Genomic DNA, 18,311 nt, shown 5'->3' with positions numbered 1-18,311 from the left:
CCCCTTGATAAGACGAACACCAGGGACAGGCAAAAAGCGTTCCCGGGATGCATGACTGAGCCCGAAGCCGACGCCAAGGGCCGGCCCGGTCCGGAGCGGAATCAGTTCCGTCCGGGTGGGCCGCGTGCCGGCAGGGGGGCGCTGGCGGCCAGGGTCACAGGCCCGCCCCACCCGCCCACGGCCAAAGCGCCGCTTGTCGGCCCGCTGGGCATGGCCCAGGTGAGCCGCCCTGGCGCCGGGGCCAAGCCGGGCAGACAGGCCGGGCAGTCCAGCGTATGGGCCAGGGCACTCCAGACGCCATCGGACTCGTCCGCCGGATTGGTGCCGGCCACGAGGCGGCGTGCACCGCTCGACGTGCAGACCTCCTGCCAATCCACCGGATGGATCAGCGGCGACGCCACCGACGCGCCGACGAACAGCACAAACCAAGCCAGCATGGACTGGGCGAAGAGCTGACGTGGGCGGATGAACGGCATGGCTTGAATTATGTCGCACTGCAGCAAGTCAAGCGCGGGACGCCCGACTGCCCTGGCAGGCCTTTACGATGGCAAGCGCCGACGGCCCCGCGCCGCCGGCATCACGAATGATCAACTGGAGACCCCCGATGCTGAAACTGTGCGGATTTGCGGCAAGCAACTATTACAACAAGGTCAAACTGGCCCTGCTGGAAAAGGGCCTCCCCTTTGAAGAGGAGCTCGCCTGGGTGGGCGAGGTGGACCTGAAAGCCAGCCCGCTGGGCAAGGTGCCCTACCTGAAGACCGAACACGGCGCCCTGAGCGAATCGGCCGTGATCTGCGAATACATCGAACAGACCCACCCGGCCCACCCCCTGCTGCCGGCCGACCCCTTTGCCGCGGCCAAGGTGCGCGAGCTGATCACCTACCTGGAGCTGCATCTGGAGCTGGTGGCCCGCAACCTGTATCCGCAGGCCTTTTTTGGTGGCCAGGTGAGCGAAGGCACCCGCGAAAAGATCAGCGCCCAGCTGGAGAAGAACATCGCCGCTTTTGCCAAGCTCGCGCGCTTTGACCAGCCCTTCATCGCCGGCGACCAATTCAGCCTGGCCGATTGCACCGCCATCGTGCACCTGCCGCTGATCAGCGGCGCCACCAAGATCGTCTATGGCCGTGACTACCTGGCCGATCTGCCGGTGCGCGACTACCTCAAGCGCATGGGTGAGCGCCCCCACGTGCAGAAGATCAACGCCGACCGCAAGACCAACACCGAACTCATGATGAGCCGGCGCAAGTAAGCCGCCACGGCCCGGTGTGACGGGTCGTCAAAACCGTGCCGGGCGTCGTTCGCGCAAGGCGTTGATGCCTTCGCGCACATCGGGGCCGGCAAAGCCCAGGAATTCAAGCGCCAGCGAGCTGTCGAAGGTCGGCCCGGCCTGACGCAACCAGTTGTTGAGTGCGTACTTGGTCCAGCGGATGGCGCTCTGGCTGCCCGCGGCCAGGCGCTCGGCCACCTCGTAGGCGCGGGGCAGCAGTTCGGCCTCGTCCACCGCCAGCGACACCAGGCCGATGCGCTCAGCCTCTTCGCCCGACAGGGGCTCGCACAGCAGCAAGTAGTACTTGGCCCGCGCCATGCCGCACAGCAAGGGCCAGACGATGGCGGCGTGGTCCCCTGCCGCCACGCCCAACTTGGTGTGGCCGTCCACAATGCGGGCGTTGCGCGCGGCGATCGACACATCGGCCAGCAACCCGGCCACCAGGCCCGCCCCCACCGCCGGCCCGTGCATGGCACTGACGATGGGCTTGTCGCAGTTGATCAGGTTGTAAACCAGGTCTCTGGCCTCTTTCCACACCCGCACCCGGGTTTCGTGGTTCTCGCTCATCTCCTGCACCATGGCCAGATCGCCGCCACCCGAGAAGCCACCGGCTTCGCCGCGCAGCACCGCCACCCGCACGCTCTCGTCGGCCGACACATCGCGCCAGATCTCGGCCAGTTCGCGATGGCCTGCGTGGCCGGCCGTGGGCAGCTTGCCGTTGAGGGCTCGCATCTGGATGTCCAGCACCTGCCCCTCGGTGCCACGGCGGCTGATGGACAGGGTGGTGTAGCGCGTGTAGTCGGGTGCCGGGGTGGCGTGGCTCGTCATATTGGTCTCCTGGATCGCGGGTTGGAATCGCCAAGATTGTGCGGTCCTCGGTGCGGATTTCGCTGTCACCTCCATGGCCCTTCAAACCTCAACAACGCCCATTGGCGCCCACCCGCGCTCTTGACCATGATCAAAGACGGCGCCGCACACCCGGCAGATCATGAAGCCATGGCCCAGGAGACCGGGCCGAACCAGAGATCAGAAAGGCCCCTATGCACTCCCACCTCACCCAACCCTTCCGCGAACAACTGCTGACTCAGCGCGCCGCGCTGATCGAGCAACTGGCCCTGCAACGCGGCGGCCTGGTTGACCGCGCCCAGGCCGATGCCCGAGCCCCGCAACCCGAGGACTCGCGGGCCCAGTCGGCCACCGAGCGCGAACTGGCTTTTGCACTGGACGAGCGCGAAACCGCCGAAGTGGCGGCCATCGATGCCGCCCTGAAGCGCATGGACGATGGCCATTACGGCGAATGCCTGGCCTGCGGCGTCGAGATCCCGGCCGCGCGTCTGCATGCCGCCCCGGAAGCCGAACGTTGCATCCAGTGCCAGGAAACCCTGGAACACCACCACGCGCACTGAGTCTGCCTGCGCAGCCTGTGCCTGACCCACTTCATTCAATGACCCAACTCAGAAAGAGAGACCTCATGACTACTTTTCACGCCGTCGTCTGGCTGGACCACTCCGAAGCCCATGTGCTGATGTTTGACCGCGAGCACGTGGAAGCCCAGCGCATCAAGTCGCGCAGCCACCACAAGCACCAGGGAAAGACCGCCGATGACGTGGCCTTCTACGCCACCATCGCCGAAGCCCTGGCCGGCACCCGCGAAGTGCTGCTGACCGGCCCCGGCCTGGCCCGCAACAACTTCCGTGACTGGTGCAACAGCCACCAGAAGGCGATTGCTGGCGTGATCGTCGACTCGATTGCCGCCGACCATCCCACCGACGCCCAACTGGTGGCCCTGGCCCGCCAGTACTTCAAGAAGTTCGACAACCTGGCCGCCGACCCGTCCGTGGCCTGAAGCCCGCGCGGCCCCGACACAGCCCCCGTCGCCCTCCGGCCCGGGGGCTGTGTCGTTGAAACAATTGCTTTCAATTTGGGCTTTCTGCGCGGAATGTCACACTGAGCGCAGGAACTTGCGAGGCGGCGCGGCACGGGAGCCGGAGGGTGTTTCGATAATCCACTCTGCTCACTTCGGTCATCGCCGACATGCCCCTCAACGCCCGCCCCACCTCCCTCCGACACACCGTGCTGCTGGCCGCTGCATGGGCCCTGAGCGCTTGCCAGAGCCCGCCACCGGCCCCGACACCAACGCCGCCGGCCCCCATGGTCTACAGCGGCCCCACGCTGGCCGTGGCGCAATCGCCACGGGGGGTGCAGATCTTCCTGCCCGGCACGGCACTTTTCGAGACCGGCCAGGCCAGCCTGAACCCGGCCGAATCGGGCCCCTACCTGAGCCGCGTGGCCGACCTGCTGCTGCACAAGACCGATCACCCGGTGGTGCTGGAGGGCCACACCGACAACACCGGCTCGGACGCCACCAATCAGGCTTTGTCCGAAGCCCGCGCACAGACCGTGCGGCGCGCACTGATCACCCTGGGCGTGCCCGAGCCAAGGCTGAAGACCGAAGCCTATTCCTACAAACGACCGGTGGCCTCGAACGCCACCGAGGAGGGGCGGCGCCTGAACCGGCGCGTCGAGGTGCTGGTGCTGGACGAGCAACTGGACACCCTGACCCGCGGCGAAGCCCCCAACGCCTTCGAATCCGCCTGGGAGCGACTCAAGTCCCTGATCGATCAGGGCCTGGTTCGTCCGGCCGCCGCGTCATGACGACACGGCCCTCGATCGATCGCCTGCCACGGCGCCACCTGGGGCCTGCCCTGCTGGGCCTGGCGTTTCTGGCCCGCAGTGCCCAAGCCACGCTCAGGCCCGTGACACCGGGACCCGCCAGCCCGCCCAGCAAGCCCATTGGCCAACTGGGGCCCCGGGTGGCGCTGGCGCTCGGTGGGGGCTCCGCGCGCGGTTTTGCCCACATCGGCGTGCTGAAGGCCCTGGACGAGGCCGGCTACCGGGCCGACGCAGTGGCCGGCACCAGCGCCGGGGCCCTGGTCGGCGCCTGCTATGCCGCCGGCATGAGCCCGTGGCAGATCGAAGAGATCGCGCTCAGGGTGCGTGATCTGGATGTGGCCGACCTCAGCGCCGCCAACAAACGCGGCCTGTTTGCCGGCGAAGCCCTGCAAAAGCTGGTCAACGAGCAGTTGCGCCAACAGCCCATCGAACGCTTTCGCCTGCCCTTCTGCGCCGTGACCACCCAATTGGTCAGCGGTGAGCTGCTGGCCCTGAAAAGCGGCGACGCCGGGCTGGCCGTGCGGGCGTCGTTCGCCATCCCCGGCGTGTTCGTGCCCGCCCTCGTGAACGGCCAGGAGCTGGTCGATGGCGGGCTCGTCAGCCCCTTGCCGGTGCAACAGGCACGGCAGTTGGGGGCCGACTTCGTGATCGCGGTGGACGTGAGCACACCGCCACGCAACAACACCGGCGCCGGTCTGTACGAAGTGATTCTGCAGTCCTTCGAGATCATGGGGCGGGCCCTGATCCAGCTGGAGGCGAAGCAGGCCGATCTGGTGATCCGGCCCGACACCAGCCGCTTCAGCAGCACCGACTTCCAGGCGCGGCGCGAAATGATCCAGGCCGGCTACGAGGCCGGTCGACGTGCCCTGCCCGAACTGGCCCGCCGCCTGCCCGGCAAAGCCCGCGCAGGGTAAGCCGCGCAGCCCGGCGCCAGGACTGCTATCCTCCGGCGCCATGAAAAGCCTGTTCCACCTCGCCTACAACGTCACCGACCTGGACACGGCACGTCGCTTTTATGGCGATGTGCTGGGCTGCCGCGAAGGGCGCAGCACCGCCACCTGGGTGGATTTCGATTTCTTCGGCCACCAGATCTCACTGCACCTGGGCACCCCATTTGCCACCGCCCCCACCGGCCACGTGGGCGACAAGCTGGTGCCCATGCCCCACCTGGGGGTGATTCTGGAAACCCCGGCCTGGCAGGCCCTGGCCGCGCGCTTGCAGGCCGCTGGCACCGAGTTCGTGCTGCCGCCGCAGCTGCGCTTTGCCGGTCAGCCTGGCCAGCAGTGGACGATGTTCTTCTGCGACCCCTTCGGCAACCCGATCGAGGTCAAGGGTTTCGACTCGCTGAGCACCGTCTACGAAACATGACGCAAGACCTGACACCGTGACCAGCTACACCTTCACCTCAGCCACCATCCTGCTGCTGCTCATCACCGATCCGCTGGGCAACATCCCGATCTTTGCCAGCGCCTTGCGCAACGTGCCGCCGGGGCGTCGGCCCTGGGTCATCGTGCGGGAGGTGGCGATTGCCTTTGGCCTGTTGCTGAGCTTCATGTTCATGGGCGAGGGCTTTCTGCGCCAGATGAACCTGAGCGACCTGGCCCTTCAATTGGCCGGGGCCGTGGTGCTGTTCCTGATCGCACTGCGCATGATCTTCCCCAGTGCCCGCGAGTCGGGCAGCCCGCTGCCCGAGGGCGAACCCCTGATCGTGCCCCTGGCCATCCCCGCCCTGGCCGGCCCCTCGGCCCTGGCCACCGTGCTGTTGCTGGTGTCCCAGGCCCCCGAGCGGCGCCTGGAATGGGTCGGAGCCCTGAGCGTCACCATGGCGGTGTGCGCCGTGGTGCTGGTGCTGGCGGACCGCATCCAGCGGCTGGTGGGGGAGCGGGTGGTGCTGGCTTTTGAGCGCCTGATGGGGCTGATCCTGGTGGCGGTGTCGGTGGAGATGCTGCTGCGGGGCTTGAAGGTGTTGGTGCCGCAGCTGCTGCGCGGGTGAGCGCCGCGTCAATCCAGGCTTCGGTCGAAGAAGGCCACCACGTCGTCTGCCAGCCCCGTCTGGAAGGCCTCACGGTCAAAGCCTGTGGGGTCGGAGGCCGGGTCGCCCGCGTCCGATGGGATGGAGCGCGATGGCTTGGCCATGAAGGCAAAGTGTCCCGCCCCAGGCACCGACACGGCCTCGGCCCGCGGCACCTGACGGGCCAGCCAGTCACCGTGGTAACGGCTGTTGAGCACCTGGTCGAACTGCGCGGTGTAGATCCGGACCGGCACCCGAACCTGCTGCAGGGCCGCTGCGTCAAACACCACGCCGACAGGCGCCATGGCCAGCACGGCCCGGACCCGCGGGTCTCCGACCCGCGTGGTCTGCTCCGGCACTGCTGCGGTAGGCGTGGCACCCGGGGCCGTCGCCAGGGCCCCTTTGCCCAGGTGGCAGAACATGGGGTCGTCGCTGACCTGGCGGCAATGCTGTCCCGCCAGCGCAGGCTGGACCTGGTCGGCAGCCAAGGCCATGACGGTGTAGCCGCCCGCTGAATGTCCCAGCGCCCCGATGCGTCCCTCCGGTACCCGGGGGCCCCATTGAGGATCGGCCAGCACCGCGTCGATCACACGGCTGGCCTGGTGGGCACGTTCGCCGAAATAGTGGCCTGAGTTGACCAGGCTCCGATCCTGCCAGTCGTCATGGGGGTGGCGGGGCGCGGCTACCAGATAGCCTTGCGCGGCCAGGCGGGTGGCCAGGTTGTGGTGCCCCAGTTCGCTGCCACCCGTGCCATGCGACAACAGGATCAAGCCCTTGAACCGGGCCTCGGCAGGCGCGCCTGGGGCCACTTCAGGGGCCCACAGTCCCATGGGGATGGGCTTTGCCGCGGCCTGTGTCGGATAGAACAGCGCGACCGGGATCGGCTCTGCCCCGGGCACGGTGATCTGGCGCAGGCCCGCCTGGAAGGCCTGGGCCGACAGGCTCAGCGCGAGCAATGCGGAGGCCCCGAGCAGGCGGCGCAACAGCCCTCGAGCCTGTGAGGCGCGTTGACCTGAGTGCAGTTTGTTGACGGTGGTGCTGGCGGCGAAACAAGTCATTTTGACCTCCTGATGTGGTTGAGGCACTTGCCTTGTGCGAGCGCCTTGGAGCAGACTTTCATGTACTGAGGCTTTTGCTGCCAGCAAGCTGCGACGGGATGCATGAGGTTGGCGTGGAATGTCTTGAGGTGGGGGTGAGGTGCGCTTTCAATGTGCTGCTGCTGCGCAGCGGCGTGGCGTTGGTTAGATGTGAATCTTGGGCGTCGCTTCGCTCTGTAGGCGCTTGCTTTGTTTGCGGTCGGAGGCCGGGATTGCGCCCCGGCGGGCGCCTCACTTTCTTTGTCTCGCCAAAGAAAGTAAGCAAAGGTCGCGAAGCGGGGATTCGCTCACTTCGCGAAGCGAAGTTACGCGAATACCAAAGGCGACCCGACGTGCACGCCCTGCTGCGCAGGGTCCGCTGCGCTGCTCAACTTGGGCGGGGTCTCGCTAAACTCGCTAGCGCTCAAACAGACGCGAGCCCTTTTTCCGCCCAAGTCTGCGCTGCTCGCCGTGCCCAACGGGAAGTGGGGGCGGGAACCAACGGCTGCTGCTGCGCAGCGGCGCCTGTTTGCTTCAATCGGAGGGCGCGGCTGCTTCGCAGCGCGGGGACGCACAAACGCTCTGTCCGACACAACCAACACCGACTCACCAGCGCCGCTGGATGCACAGAAACCAATGAATTCGGCGTGACGTTTGCAAGCTCGCCCGCACCCGATCCCGCTTGCCCCGTGGGGCAGGGCCGAGCAGCGCAGCGACAGGGGGATCAGGCCCCGCGTCTGTTTGAGCGCAGCGAGTTTAGCGGGGACCCCCCTGGCGCGAGCAGCGCAGGGAACCACGAAGTGGCCCTGACTTCGGGTCGCCTTTCTTTGGGGTACTTTGCTTTGGCGAGACAAAGAAAAGTGCCTCGGCCGCCGGGACGAATCCCCGGCCTCCGCCCTCAACAAAAGAGCAGAACCACCAGAGCGCAGCGGCAACACAAAGCCCCCAACGCACGGGCAGCGCACAAGCCCCCCTATTCCAACAACAGCCCATCCAAGCAGACCGCCAGGTCAGCCCTCCGCCTCCACCACCTTCTGATCAATCGCCCCAAACAGGCTCTGCCCATTTCGCCCTTTCATCTCGATGCGAATGGAGTCCCCATACTTCATGAACCCCGTGCTGGGCTGCCCGTTCTGGATCGTCTCGATGCAGCGCTTCTCGGCAATGCAGCTGTAGCCCTTGGGCCACTCGGTGTGGCCCTTGGCGTCGGTCACGCCCTGGTTGCTCACCGTGCCGCTGCCCACGATGGTGCCCGCACGCACGTTGCGGGTCTTGCAGATGTGGGCGATCAACTGGCCGAAGTGGAAGGTCATCTCGGGGCCAGCCTCACACTGGCCCACCTTGCGGCCGTTCCAGGTCGATTCCAGGGTCAGGTGGACGCGGCCCTGTTCCCAGGCGTCACCCAGTTCGTCGAGGGTGACCGCGACCGGGCTGAACGCGGTGGCGGGCTTGCTCTGGAAGAAGCCGAAGCCCTTGGCCAGTTCGGCCGGGATCAGGTTGCGCAGCGACACGTCGTTGGCCAACATCACCAGGCGGATGCCATCCAGGGCTCGGTCGGGTGGCGTGCCCATGGGCACATCACCGGTCACCACAGCGATCTCGGCTTCAAAATCAATGCCGAAGTCTTCGCTGGGCACCACCACATCGTCGCAGGGACCGATGAAGTCATCGCTACCACCCTGGTACATCAGCGGATCGGTGTAGAAGGTGGCAGGCACCTCGGCATTGCGTGCCTTGCGCACCAACTCGACATGGTTGAGGTAGGCCGACCCATCAGCCCACTGGTAGGCCCGCGGCAGGGGGGCCATGCACTGGGCCGGGTCAAAGGGAAAGGCGTGGCGGGTCTTGCCCTGGTTGAGCTGCTCGTAAAGGTCCTGCAACTGCGGGGCCAGGAAGTTCCAGTCGTCCAGCACCTGCTGCAATCGCGTGGCAATGCCGGTCGCATAATGCGCGGTGCCCAAATCTCGCGACACGACGACCAGTTGGCCATCACGCGATCCGTCTTTGTAGGTGGCGAGTTTCATGTTGAGTGGGGCTCCGGCGTTGGGGGTTGAAGGGGGCTGAGGGCCTTTTGCAAGCACCCACGGCGCCGGCCCAGGACGCGTGGTTCAATCGGTTCAAGCCAAGGAAAGCAGCGGATTCTAGTGCGCACGGAACAGCAACATGCCAGCAGTCCAGCCCCTGCGCGGCACCGGCCCGAACGCAGTGGCCCCTCACGCCGGGCCCTGATCGGCCTCACAGTGCTGGTGCTGGCCTTGCACGCCGCGCTGCTTTGGCAGGGTCGCAGCCTGCTGCCGGCGGGCGACGGGCCAGGCACCCGGGTGGCCGCCCTGCCCTTGCCCGTGTTCAGCACGCGGCGGGTGGAGGTGTCGGCCCCGGTGGCCCCCCCGGGCGCGACGGCACGCCCGCCCCGGGTGGTTCGGCACCCGCCCCGCAGCATCCCCGCGCCCCAGTCCACCAGCCCCGTGACCAGCGACACCCGGCCAGACCCGGCGGCCACCTCGCCCGAATCCCTCAGTGATGTCCCGGCCCCGGCCCAGGAGCCCGGCCCCGTCGCCGCGGCCCCCCCCCTGCCGCCGCTGGTGACCGGGCCGGAATCCCCCCCTGTGGCCAAGGCCCCCGAGGTCAGCCCGGCCACCGCCGAGCAACGCACCCTGAGCGTGAAGGTGCCCCCACCGATCCGCCTGAGCTATGCGGTCAAGGCCGAGGTCAAGCACCTGAACTACCAGGCCAACGGTGAAATGAGCTGGACCCACGACGGAAGCCAGTACGAGGCGCAGGCCTCGGTCAAGATGTTCCTGATCGGAGGGCGCAGCCAGACCAGTCGGGGCCGCATCACCTCAGCCGGTCTGGCGCCAACCCGTTTCGGCGACAAGGTACGCAACGAGCAGGCGGCGCACTTTGATGCCGAACAGGGCAAGGTCACCTTCAGCGCCAACACCCCCGACGCGGTGTTGCTGCCCGGCATGCAGGACCGCCTGAGTGTGTTCATGCAGCTGGCCTCGCTGGTGGCTGCCGACCCCACCCAGTTCGGCCCTGGTACCCGCATCACCGTGCCCACGGTGGGTCCACGCGATGCCGAAACCTGGGTGTTCGTGGTGGACGGCCCCGAAGAGCTGGCCCTGGCCCAAGGCCCACTGCCCACCCTCAAGATCACACGCGCCCCCCGCACCGAGTTCGACACCCGCGTCGAGCTGTGGCTGGCCCCAGGCATCCACTACCTGCCGGCGCGCATCCGCATCACGCAGTCGCAGGGCGATTTCGTGGATCAGCAGCTGACCGGTGTGCTCAAGCCCTGAAGCCGGCCCGGGTGTTGCTGAAAACCCGCAGCGCCCACGGATTTACGCAGATCTTGAAACTGGCACGGTCATTGCCATCTACCATGAGACTCAGAAGGAATCCATCTCATGCAAATGCTCTATGACTCCGACTCCTTTGTGGTGGTGCACCTGGTGCCCGACTTGGACCTGACACCCACGACCCAGCCGCCGTCCGGGCCGCAACTGGCCCGCCATGGCTTCGAGATCGTGGACAAACGCTCGGGCAAAGAGGTGTACCTCGACGGCTCGTGGGCCGAGATGTTCCAGCAGATCATCCTGGGCTGGCAGCTCAACGCCCCCACCGAAGAAGAAGTGGAAAACACGCTCGAACGCTACTCCGGCCTGGCCCAGAACCCGGTGCTGGTGCACTGAGGCCCTGGCCTGAGGCGGCTCATGCCCTGCCGGGTACCCAGCGCCGGCACAGGGCCCGGTATAGCGGCTCGACCAGCAGCAACACGGCCACCAGGCGGCACACCTGAAAGGCGGTGACCACCGGCACGCCCAGTTGCAGCACCTTGGCCGTGATCGACATCTCGGCAATGCCGCCGGGTGAGGTGCCCAGCACCATGGTGGCTGGGTGCAGGCCGGTGGCCCAGCCCAGCACACAGGCAAAGCCGGCACACAAGAACACCATGGCCAAGGTGCCCAGCACCACCGACGCCATCCAGCGCGGTGCCGTGTGGATGAATCCCGGCGTGAAACGCACTCCCAGGCTCACCCCGATCACCATCTGCGCCGCGTTCGACATCCACTGCGGCACCGCCGACAGCGTGTGACCTGACATGGCGATGGCCGCAGACACCACCAGCGAACCCAGAAACCACGGATTGGCGCGCCCCAGCCGATGCATGATCAGTGCGCCCACCCCGGTGGCCGCCGCCAGCCCGGCCAGCCCTGCCGGATTGACCACCCGCGCCGCGCTGGACACCTGATCCAGCCCATGCAGGCCACTGAAGGTGAAGGCAAAGGGGATCAACACCGTGACGATGACCAGCCGCAGCGAGTGGCTGGCCGCCACCAGTTCGGTGCGGGCCTGGGCTCGCTCCGCGAGCAAGGTCATCTCGGAGGCGCCACCGATGGCGCCGGCAAAAAAGGTGGTGGCCCGCAACGCGGGCTCGTCCAGCCCGCTGAGCAAGGCCCGGTTGCGCAGGCAAAGCCATTGCCCAAAGGCCCAGCCCAGGCACAAGGCCCAGGCAATGCCGAGCGCAATGGCCCACCACAGCCCCAGCACCAGCGAGGTGACCTCGGGCGTGAAATACAGGCCCAGCGCCGCGGCAATCGTCCACTGCCCGAGGTTGCGCAAGGGGGCCAGGCTCAGCGCAGGCAGGCCCACCATGCTGGCGGCAGCCACCGACAAGAGCGGCCCCAGCATCCAGGGCAGAGGGATGTGCACGGCCACAAAGGCTTGGGCGATGAGCCAGGCCAGCAGCAGGGTCAGCGCGGCGCGCAGCGCGTCGGATAGGCGGGTGGGCATTCAGGCAGACAGGCAGAACAGGGGCCAAACCCGGCAAGGCCCCAAGGCCATGCCCGTGCCTCGCCAGAGTCGGGATAGTATGCGCGCATGCGTGTTTTCCCTTGTCTTGAACGCCCTCGCATCCGGGCATGGCTGGCTTGCTGCTTTGCCATGGCCGCCTTGCTGGGCTGCGCCAGCCACTCGTCCGACTTGCCCGCGCGCCAACTCTCCAGCCTGTTGCCCGCGGATGTGCTGCTGCTGGGCGAGCAGCACGATGCCGCCGCCCACCACCAATGGGAACGTCAGGTGGTGGAAATCCTCGCGGTCCAAAACCGCTTGTCTGCCCTGCTGCTTGAGATGGTTGACCAGGGCCACGACACCCGGGGCCTGCCCCGCCAAGCCAAGGAGGCCCAGGTCAAGCAAGCGCTGCAATGGAACGATGCCGGCTGGCCCTGGGCCGACTATGCACCGGCCATCATGGCCGCCGTGGAAGCCGGGGTGCCGGTGCTGGGGGCCAACCTGCCCCGGGAGCGACAGCGACCCGCGATGAAAGACATGAGCCTGGACCTGCGCCTGCTGCAGCCGGCGCTGGAGCGCCAGCGCGCCGCCATCCGGGACAGCCACTGTGGCCTGCTGGACGAAGCCCAGGTGGCCCCCATGACCCGCATCCAGATAGCGCGCGATCTGGCCATGGCCCAGGCCGTGCTGAAGGCACCACGCCCGCCCGGTCGCACGGTGCTGCTGCTGGCAGGCGCCGGCCATGTGCTGCGCCCGGTGGGCATTCCGGCGCACCTGCCTGACGAGTTGAACACCCGCGTGCTGGTGGCGGCGGTCGAGGGCAGCCCGGTGGCTGATGCCTTGCGCAGCCCGAGCGGAGCGGCAGAAACCGATCTGCTGTGGGTCAGCCCGCGCCAGCCCGAGCGCGATCACTGCAGCGAGCTGCGCCGACGCATGCAGCTGAACTGAATCCCCGGCCGGGGTCGTCAGGCCGGGGGCGGCGACTGATCGCTCGGCGATGCGCCGTTGGCCGGCGGCACCGGCCCGAGCCCAGGTGGATCTTCATAACGCACGCGGCTCACGGCTCTGGGCGGGCGCAGCCGGGTCTGCAGCCGGTAAGTCCACAAACGCCGCGGCCAGGGCGGATCGGCCAGGGCCTGGACCAGGGCAGGCTGGCCGTTGGGCACATCGTGCTCGCCCAGCGCCTGACCCAGGGGCACCTGCGGGAACAAGGACACCAGGTCGTTGGTCAGCGCCTGCCGCACGGCCAGGGGCGAGTGACCACGCAGGCGAGCCGCCAGCGCCGCAGCCAGGCTGGGTTGGTCCTCCCAGGCCAGATGCGCCGACTGGGTGCAACGCGGATTGAGCTCGATCAGCCAGGCGCGATCGCTGTCCTTCTCAAGCATGAAATCCAGACCATGCAGGCCCGTCAGTTGCAGGTGGGCACACAGCCGCCGCGCGGCCGCCTCCATGCCCGGATGGCGGATGCGGCGCACCACCGTGGCATGGCCCGTGGCACCGTGGGTCTCCACCGCCGCCAGGGACACCAGGGCCAGCACCCGCCCCTGCTCACACAGCATCAAGGTGTTGGCAGGCCGCCCCTCGATGTAGCGTTGCACCAGCACCTGGCCACGCCCTGGCAGGCGCCGACTCCACCAGGCCAGGGGGTCACGCTCGACCAGCATCCGGCGCCACAGCGAGCGCCAGCGCAGTGAGCGGGAGAATGCCCGGCAGGCCTCCTCTGCCTCGGCCAGGTCATTCACGACCCGCACGCCGGCGCCACCAAAGCTCAGATCCCGCTTCAGCACGCTGCGGCCATGGCCTTCGCGGAACCAGAACAGCAGGTCCTGGGGGGAGTCCAGGTGGCGGTGCTCCGGCACATCCAACCCCAGCGATTGGGCCGTCACCAGCAATTGATGCCGCTGCAGCAGCGTGGCGTGCGCAGGGGCCGGCCCGATGGACTGCTCGATCAGGTGACGCAGGACCGGCACCTGCTCATGCAGGGTGATCAACTGTGCCACCACCTCATCGTCGCAGGGCAGGATCATCCGGTAGCCGTGCCCGGGCCCCAGCACGGCGCGCAGGCTGCCCAGGGAGTCTCGCATCGCAAAATGCCAGCAGCGCCCCAGGCCGGGCACCTGCAGCACGGGATGGCCGGTTGGGCAAAGCACGTCAACCCGGCAACCCTGTTGAACCAGGGCCAGGGCCAGACGGGCCGCTGCGGGCCACCATTTGCCGGTGACCAGCAGGAGGGCAGGTTTTTTCAAGGTGACGGGGCTCCCTGGGCGAAGACCGCCGAAGCCGGCGATGCATGCGCGTTGATGTAAGAATGTGTTAATAAAATTATAAAGATGACCACCGGCCTTGACTGGGCCGAGACACCAACAGCCTGAGGGAGTTCGCTTGAGTTCAGCCACCGATATCGACATCGCCATACTGGGTGCCGGCCCCTACGGTCTTTCTCTGGCCGCCCACCTGCGCCCTACCTCAAGGCGAATGAAGGTTTTCGGTCGGACCATGTCGTTCTGGCGGGATCACATGCCCCAGGGCATGTGCCTGAAGTCGGACGGTTTTGCCTCCAGCCTGTCGGCCCCGGGCCAGGGCTACACCCTGCAGGCTTGGTGCCAAGCCCAGGGCGTGCCCTATGCCGACATGGGCCTTCCCGTCACGCTGGAGACGTTTTGCGACTATGCCGAAGCGTTCCAGCGCAAGCTGGTGCCCGATGTCGACCCGACCCTGGTGCAGTCGGTCACGAAGAATGGCGACCATTTTTCGCTGACGCTCCCCGACGGAAGCACCGTGCAAGCCCGCCGCGTGGTGGTGGCCACCGGCATCAAACCTTTTGCCTACATCCCCGAGGCCCTGCGCAACTTGCCGGCCAGCCACCTGAGCCACAGTTCGAACCACACCGACTTGAGCCTTTTCGCGGGCCGCCATGTGGCGGTGCTGGGCGGCGGCGCCTCGGCGGGTGACACGGCCGGGCTGTTGCAGATCCACGGGGCTCAGGCTGAACTGGTGTCACGCCACCCGGTTCGCTTTCACAACCCGCCGGCGGGTCCGCGCTCGCTGGCGCAACGCCTGCGCCAGCCAGACTCCGGCCTGGGCCCCGGTTGGAAATCGTTCATGTGCACGCAATTCCCACAGGTGTTTCACGCCCTGCCGGAGTCACTTCGATTGCGCGCGGTCGAGCGCCATCTGGGGCCGGCCCCGGGCTGGTTCATGCGAGACCAGGTGCTGGGCAAGCTGCCGGTGCACGCGGGCTGGCAGTTGCGCTCAGCCGCCCTGGAACAAGGCCAGGTGGTGCTGGAGTTTCTGGCTGGCGATGGCAGCCAGCCCCGCTTGCGGGTGGATCATGTGATCGCGGCCACCGGCTACCGCAGCGACCTGGATCAGCTGGATTTTCTGGCCCCGTCGCTGCGCGAGCGCATCCGCACGGTGGCCCGGACACCCGTGCTGGACCGCAACTTCCAGTCGTCGGTACCCGGCCTGTACTTTGCCGGGGCAATCGCCGCCAACAGCTTCGGCCCCTTGCTGCGGTTTGCGTACGGCGCTGACTTTGCTGCCCGCCGACTGGCTCGGGCGCTGGCCTGAGCCCTGCCAGGGACCGAGCCCTGCCTCGGTGCCCCCCCTCAGTCCTGGAGGCGGGGCAGGATCTCGTGGCGGATCACGTCGAGGGGGAGGGGCCCCGAGAACTGGTACACGATGCGCCCCTGCGGGTTCAGCACCCAGGTCTGCGGGGGTTTGCCACTGCCCAGGCGGCGCTGCAACTCGCCATCGGTGTCCACCAGGGTGGTCCAGTAGGGATTGCCGAAGTAAGCCAGGTAGTTGACGGCGTCCTGGCTCTTGTCGCCGCCATTCAGGCCGATCAGTTGTTCAGCACGGCCGTCGGCCCTCAGGGTGGCCGCCAGCGCCAGCATATTGGGCGCCTCTTCGCGGCAAGACAGGCACCACGATGCCCACAGGTGCACCACGCGCGCCTGCCCACGCCACTGGGCCGGGCCCATGCGGGCCGCATCGGCCAGTTGCGGCAAGGCCAGTTCGGGCCAGGCCGGGGCCTGAGCGGACGCCTCCTGGGCCTGCCAGGATTTGCGCAACAGGTAGCCGCCAGCCACCAGAAGCAACAGCACCAGCAGCCCAATGCCCCAGCGCACACGATGCGCTGTCGATGAAGTTTCAGAGTCGTTGCTCATCACATGTTCTCCTTTGCGGCGCCCTCTCGTCGGCCTGGCCCAGCCCGGTCACCCGGGGCCGGCCAGCTTCAGAGCCTGCAGCGCGCTGGCAGGTATTTTGTATTTTCGGATCAGATCAAAGCAGTGGTCATCCCCTGACGCCATGAGCCCTCCCAGGCCGATCGGTCACGTGGGCGTCCAAAGCCACACATACCCGCTCATCGTCACGCCCGGTCGAGTGCTGCGACAATCCGGGGGTTATGACCAAAGCCTACATTCTCACCCTGTCCTGCCCCGACCGAACGGGGATTGTTCACGCCGTGTCCGGTTTCCTGCTCGAACGGGGTGGCAACATCGAGGAAGCGGCGCAGTACAACGACCCGGCCACCGGCCTGTTCTTCATGCGCGTTCAATTTGCCTGCGAACAGCTGGGCTACGACGAGCTCAAGGGCCAACTGACCCCGTTTGCCGACGGGTTTGCCATGAAATGGAGCCTGCACGCCACCTCCGAGCCGGTGCGCACCGTGCTGCTGGTGAGCAAGGAGGGCCATTGCCTGAACGACCTGCTGTTCCGCTGGAAGTCGGGCCTGCTGCCGCTGGACATCCGCGCCATCATCAGCAACCACCGTGAGTTCTACCAGTTGGCGGCCAGCTACAACGTGCCCTTCCACCACATCCCGGTGACCGCCGCCACCAAGGCCCAGGCCGAAGCCCGCCAATTCGAGATCATCGAAGCCGAAGGCGCCGAGCTGGTGGTGCTGGCACGCTACATGCAGATCCTGAGCGACGACCTGTGCCGCAAGCTGGCGGGCCGGGCGATCAACATCCACCACAGCTTCCTGCCCAGCTTCAAGGGTGCCAAGCCGTACTACCAGGCCCATGACCGTGGCGTGAAACTGATCGGCGCCACCGCCCACTATGTGACGGCCGACCTCGACGAAGGCCCGATCATCGAGCAGGACGTGGCGCGTGTGGACCACAGCCGCACCGTGGAAGACCTGACCGCCCTGGGCCGCGACACCGAAAGCCAGGTGCTGGCCCGCGCCGTGAAATGGCACAGTGAACACCGCGTCTTGCTGAACGGTCACAAGACCGTGATCTTCAAGTAAGCGCGCCCACGAGCCACGGCATCCGCTCAAGGAGCAGCATGGAAGACGAACGCCAGAGTGCGGCCAACGGCAAGGCCCAGCGGATTCCGCCCATCCAGTGCCTGCTCACCTTCGAGGCCCTGGCGCGCCTGCGCAGCGTGACCCAGGCCGCCGAAGAGCTGTGCGTGACCCCGAGCGCGGTGAGCCATCGGGTACGCCAACTCGAACAGATCATCGGCACCAAGTTGTTCGGTCGGGCCGACTTCTCGCTGACCACCGAAGGCAGCGAGTACCTGGCCCATGTGCGCGAAGGGCTGGACGCGCTGCAGAAGTTCCCGGGCGCCCCCGGGGTGAGCGGCAAGCGCAAGCTCAAGCTGGCCGTGACGCCCACGTTTGCGCGCTCCATCCTGATCCCGCGCCTGAAGCAGTTCACCGAGGCCTACCCCGAAATCGATCTGGCCCTGCACGTGTCGATCCCTCTGCTGGACGTGATCGCGGAAGACGCCGACCTGATCGTGCGCTTCGGCCCGGGGCGCTATGCCGATCTGGAGCACGTCAAGCTGGCGGGCGATGACGTGACGCCCTTGGCTTCGCCGACCTTTGTGCGCGAACATGGCCCCTTCGACCGGCCTGAGGATCTGGAAGGCGTGCCCCTGTTGCGCAGCCCGCTGGAACCCTGGCGTACCTGGTTCGCGGCCCACAACCTGGATTGGCCCGAGCCGGCCGAAGGCTCTCAGTTCAACGACGTGGGCCTGATGTGCGACGCCGCCTCGGCCGGCATGGGCGTGGCCCTGGTGCGGCTCAAGCTGGGCCGCCCCTGGCTGGAGGCCGGCACCCTGGTGCGGCTGTACGACCGCAATGTGACCAGCCCGCACGCGCACTACCTGTGCTGGCGCACCGGCTCGATGGACCGCTGGGAATGCGCGGCCTTCGCGGAGTGGTTGCGCAAGGCGCTCCTGTAGGCCCCCAAGGGGGCCGCAGGCCGCCTTGGGGCGGCCCGGCGCCGGCCTGACCTCTTCGTTTGAAGCCTGCCGTATCCAAAAGAAGGTTTGCGCCGTCCACCGTCGCACACCTTGTGTCGCTTGCGACCCCGAGGGGGCCTGACGGCCCCTCACTTCATGTCACGCCCGCGTGCGGCCGCGAGACGCGGGTGCTCTTCGGCCTGTTCCACCCGGTGCGGGCCCAGCTCTTCACTTCTTGAGCGACCTGATTCCGCAGAAGGCAGGCTGTGACCTGGGTGCCCCCAGGCATGACCGG

Annotated in this window: 20 protein-coding genes; 13 read left to right on the top strand and 7 right to left on the bottom strand. The window is 67.3% G+C overall.

The genetic code is table 11. The features are described 5' to 3' along the window. Positions 1–101: 101 nt before the first annotated feature. Complete coding sequence (locus AC07VS_RS05190) at positions 102–476, bottom strand: hypothetical protein (protein WP_494657902.1); 375 nt, start codon at positions 474–476, stop codon at positions 102–104. Positions 477–604: 128 nt separating this feature from the next. Here AC07VS_RS05190 and AC07VS_RS05185 point away from each other — a divergent pair, with 128 nt between their 5' ends. Beyond that, positions 605–1,249 (top strand): glutathione S-transferase, encoded by a 645-nt coding sequence (locus AC07VS_RS05185; RefSeq protein ID WP_494657903.1) that lies wholly within the window; start codon positions 605–607, stop codon positions 1,247–1,249. Between the two features lie 27 nt (positions 1,250–1,276). On the opposite strand, the gene AC07VS_RS05180 is transcribed toward AC07VS_RS05185, so the two are convergent. Next, positions 1,277–2,095: an enoyl-CoA hydratase/isomerase family protein gene (locus AC07VS_RS05180; RefSeq protein WP_492350492.1), complete on the bottom strand. Its 819-nt coding sequence runs from the start codon at positions 2,093–2,095 to the stop codon at positions 1,277–1,279. A 212-nt stretch (positions 2,096–2,307) separates the two neighbouring features. On the opposite strand from AC07VS_RS05180, the gene AC07VS_RS05175 reads away from it, so the two are divergent. From AC07VS_RS05175 to AC07VS_RS05150, 6 genes are all read left to right on the top strand, one after another. Continuing rightward, positions 2,308–2,673, top strand: coding sequence for a TraR/DksA family transcriptional regulator (locus tag AC07VS_RS05175; RefSeq protein WP_492350491.1), 366 nt, complete (start codon positions 2,308–2,310; stop codon positions 2,671–2,673). A 65-nt stretch (positions 2,674–2,738) separates the two neighbouring features. Beyond that, the gene (locus tag AC07VS_RS05170; protein ID WP_492350490.1) at positions 2,739–3,113 is read left to right on the top strand and encodes a hypothetical protein; all 375 of its coding nucleotides are present in this window, start codon (positions 2,739–2,741) and stop codon (positions 3,111–3,113) included. Between the two features lie 188 nt (positions 3,114–3,301). Beyond that, positions 3,302–3,922 (top strand): OmpA family protein, encoded by a 621-nt coding sequence (locus AC07VS_RS05165; RefSeq protein ID WP_494657905.1) that lies wholly within the window; start codon positions 3,302–3,304, stop codon positions 3,920–3,922. After that, a complete protein-coding gene (locus tag AC07VS_RS05160) occupies positions 3,919–4,854 on the top strand; it encodes a patatin-like phospholipase family protein (RefSeq protein WP_494750352.1) in 936 nt (311 codons plus the stop codon). Before AC07VS_RS05165 ends, AC07VS_RS05160 begins: the two co-directional genes overlap by 4 nt. 40 nt (positions 4,855–4,894) lie before the next feature. Then, the gene (locus AC07VS_RS05155) at positions 4,895–5,308 is read left to right on the top strand and encodes a VOC family protein (RefSeq protein ID WP_494657907.1); all 414 of its coding nucleotides are present in this window, start codon (positions 4,895–4,897) and stop codon (positions 5,306–5,308) included. 16 nt (positions 5,309–5,324) lie between these two features. Beyond that, positions 5,325–5,933, top strand: a complete 609-nt coding sequence (locus AC07VS_RS05150; protein ID WP_492350486.1) for a MarC family protein — start codon at positions 5,325–5,327, stop codon at positions 5,931–5,933. Positions 5,934–5,941: 8 nt separating this feature from the next. Here AC07VS_RS05150 and AC07VS_RS05145 read toward each other — a convergent pair whose 3' ends face one another. Both AC07VS_RS05145 and AC07VS_RS05140 read right to left on the bottom strand, forming a co-directional pair. Then, positions 5,942–7,009, bottom strand: coding sequence for an alpha/beta hydrolase family protein (locus AC07VS_RS05145; protein WP_494750351.1), 1,068 nt, complete (start codon positions 7,007–7,009; stop codon positions 5,942–5,944). 1,028 nt (positions 7,010–8,037) lie between these two features. After that, positions 8,038–9,051 carry a fumarylacetoacetate hydrolase family protein gene (locus tag AC07VS_RS05140; protein WP_494658935.1) on the bottom strand — a complete coding sequence of 338 codons (1,014 nt, stop codon included), beginning with the start codon at positions 9,049–9,051 and terminating at the stop codon, positions 8,038–8,040. A gap of 120 nt (positions 9,052–9,171) precedes the next feature. On the opposite strand from AC07VS_RS05140, the gene AC07VS_RS05135 reads away from it, so the two are divergent. Further along, positions 9,172–10,326 (top strand): DUF3108 domain-containing protein, encoded by a 1,155-nt coding sequence (locus AC07VS_RS05135; protein ID WP_494658936.1) that lies wholly within the window; start codon positions 9,172–9,174, stop codon positions 10,324–10,326. A gap of 108 nt (positions 10,327–10,434) precedes the next feature. Then, positions 10,435–10,719 (top strand): BTH_I0359 family protein, encoded by a 285-nt coding sequence (locus AC07VS_RS05130; RefSeq protein WP_492350573.1) that lies wholly within the window; start codon positions 10,435–10,437, stop codon positions 10,717–10,719. Positions 10,720–10,738: 19 nt separating this feature from the next. On the opposite strand, the gene AC07VS_RS05125 is transcribed toward AC07VS_RS05130, so the two are convergent. Further along, complete coding sequence (locus AC07VS_RS05125; protein WP_492350574.1) at positions 10,739–11,821, bottom strand: AbrB family transcriptional regulator; 1,083 nt, start codon at positions 11,819–11,821, stop codon at positions 10,739–10,741. Positions 11,822–11,971: 150 nt separating this feature from the next. On the opposite strand from AC07VS_RS05125, the gene AC07VS_RS05120 reads away from it, so the two are divergent. Beyond that, positions 11,972–12,766, top strand: coding sequence for a ChaN family lipoprotein (locus AC07VS_RS05120; protein WP_494750350.1), 795 nt, complete (start codon positions 11,972–11,974; stop codon positions 12,764–12,766). 17 nt (positions 12,767–12,783) lie between these two features. Here AC07VS_RS05120 and AC07VS_RS05115 read toward each other — a convergent pair whose 3' ends face one another. Then, positions 12,784–14,064: an ATP-grasp domain-containing protein gene (locus tag AC07VS_RS05115; RefSeq protein WP_494750349.1), complete on the bottom strand. Its 1,281-nt coding sequence runs from the start codon at positions 14,062–14,064 to the stop codon at positions 12,784–12,786. Between the two features lie 136 nt (positions 14,065–14,200). Between AC07VS_RS05115 and AC07VS_RS05110 the strand changes: the two genes are divergently transcribed. Continuing rightward, complete coding sequence (locus tag AC07VS_RS05110; RefSeq protein ID WP_494658938.1) at positions 14,201–15,388, top strand: NAD(P)-binding domain-containing protein; 1,188 nt, start codon at positions 14,201–14,203, stop codon at positions 15,386–15,388. Between the two features lie 38 nt (positions 15,389–15,426). Here the strand turns inward: AC07VS_RS05110 and AC07VS_RS05105 are convergent, their stop codons facing one another. Continuing rightward, positions 15,427–15,987 carry a redoxin family protein gene (locus AC07VS_RS05105; protein ID WP_494750348.1) on the bottom strand — a complete coding sequence of 187 codons (561 nt, stop codon included), beginning with the start codon at positions 15,985–15,987 and terminating at the stop codon, positions 15,427–15,429. 239 nt (positions 15,988–16,226) lie between these two features. Between AC07VS_RS05105 and purU the strand changes: the two genes are divergently transcribed. Next, positions 16,227–17,075 carry a formyltetrahydrofolate deformylase gene (gene purU / locus AC07VS_RS05100; RefSeq protein WP_494658940.1) on the top strand — a complete coding sequence of 283 codons (849 nt, stop codon included), beginning with the start codon at positions 16,227–16,229 and terminating at the stop codon, positions 17,073–17,075. Between the two features lie 38 nt (positions 17,076–17,113). Further along, on the top strand, positions 17,114–18,016 hold the full coding sequence (locus tag AC07VS_RS05095) for a LysR substrate-binding domain-containing protein (protein WP_492350580.1): 903 nt from the start codon (positions 17,114–17,116) through the stop codon (positions 18,014–18,016). Positions 18,017–18,311: the final 295 nt, after the last annotated feature.

The organism is Curvibacter sp. GW821-FHT01G03 (genome assembly GCF_059422285.1).
The sequence above is the reverse complement of the archived record's forward strand: the minus strand, read 5'-3'. Positions and strand labels throughout refer to the sequence as shown.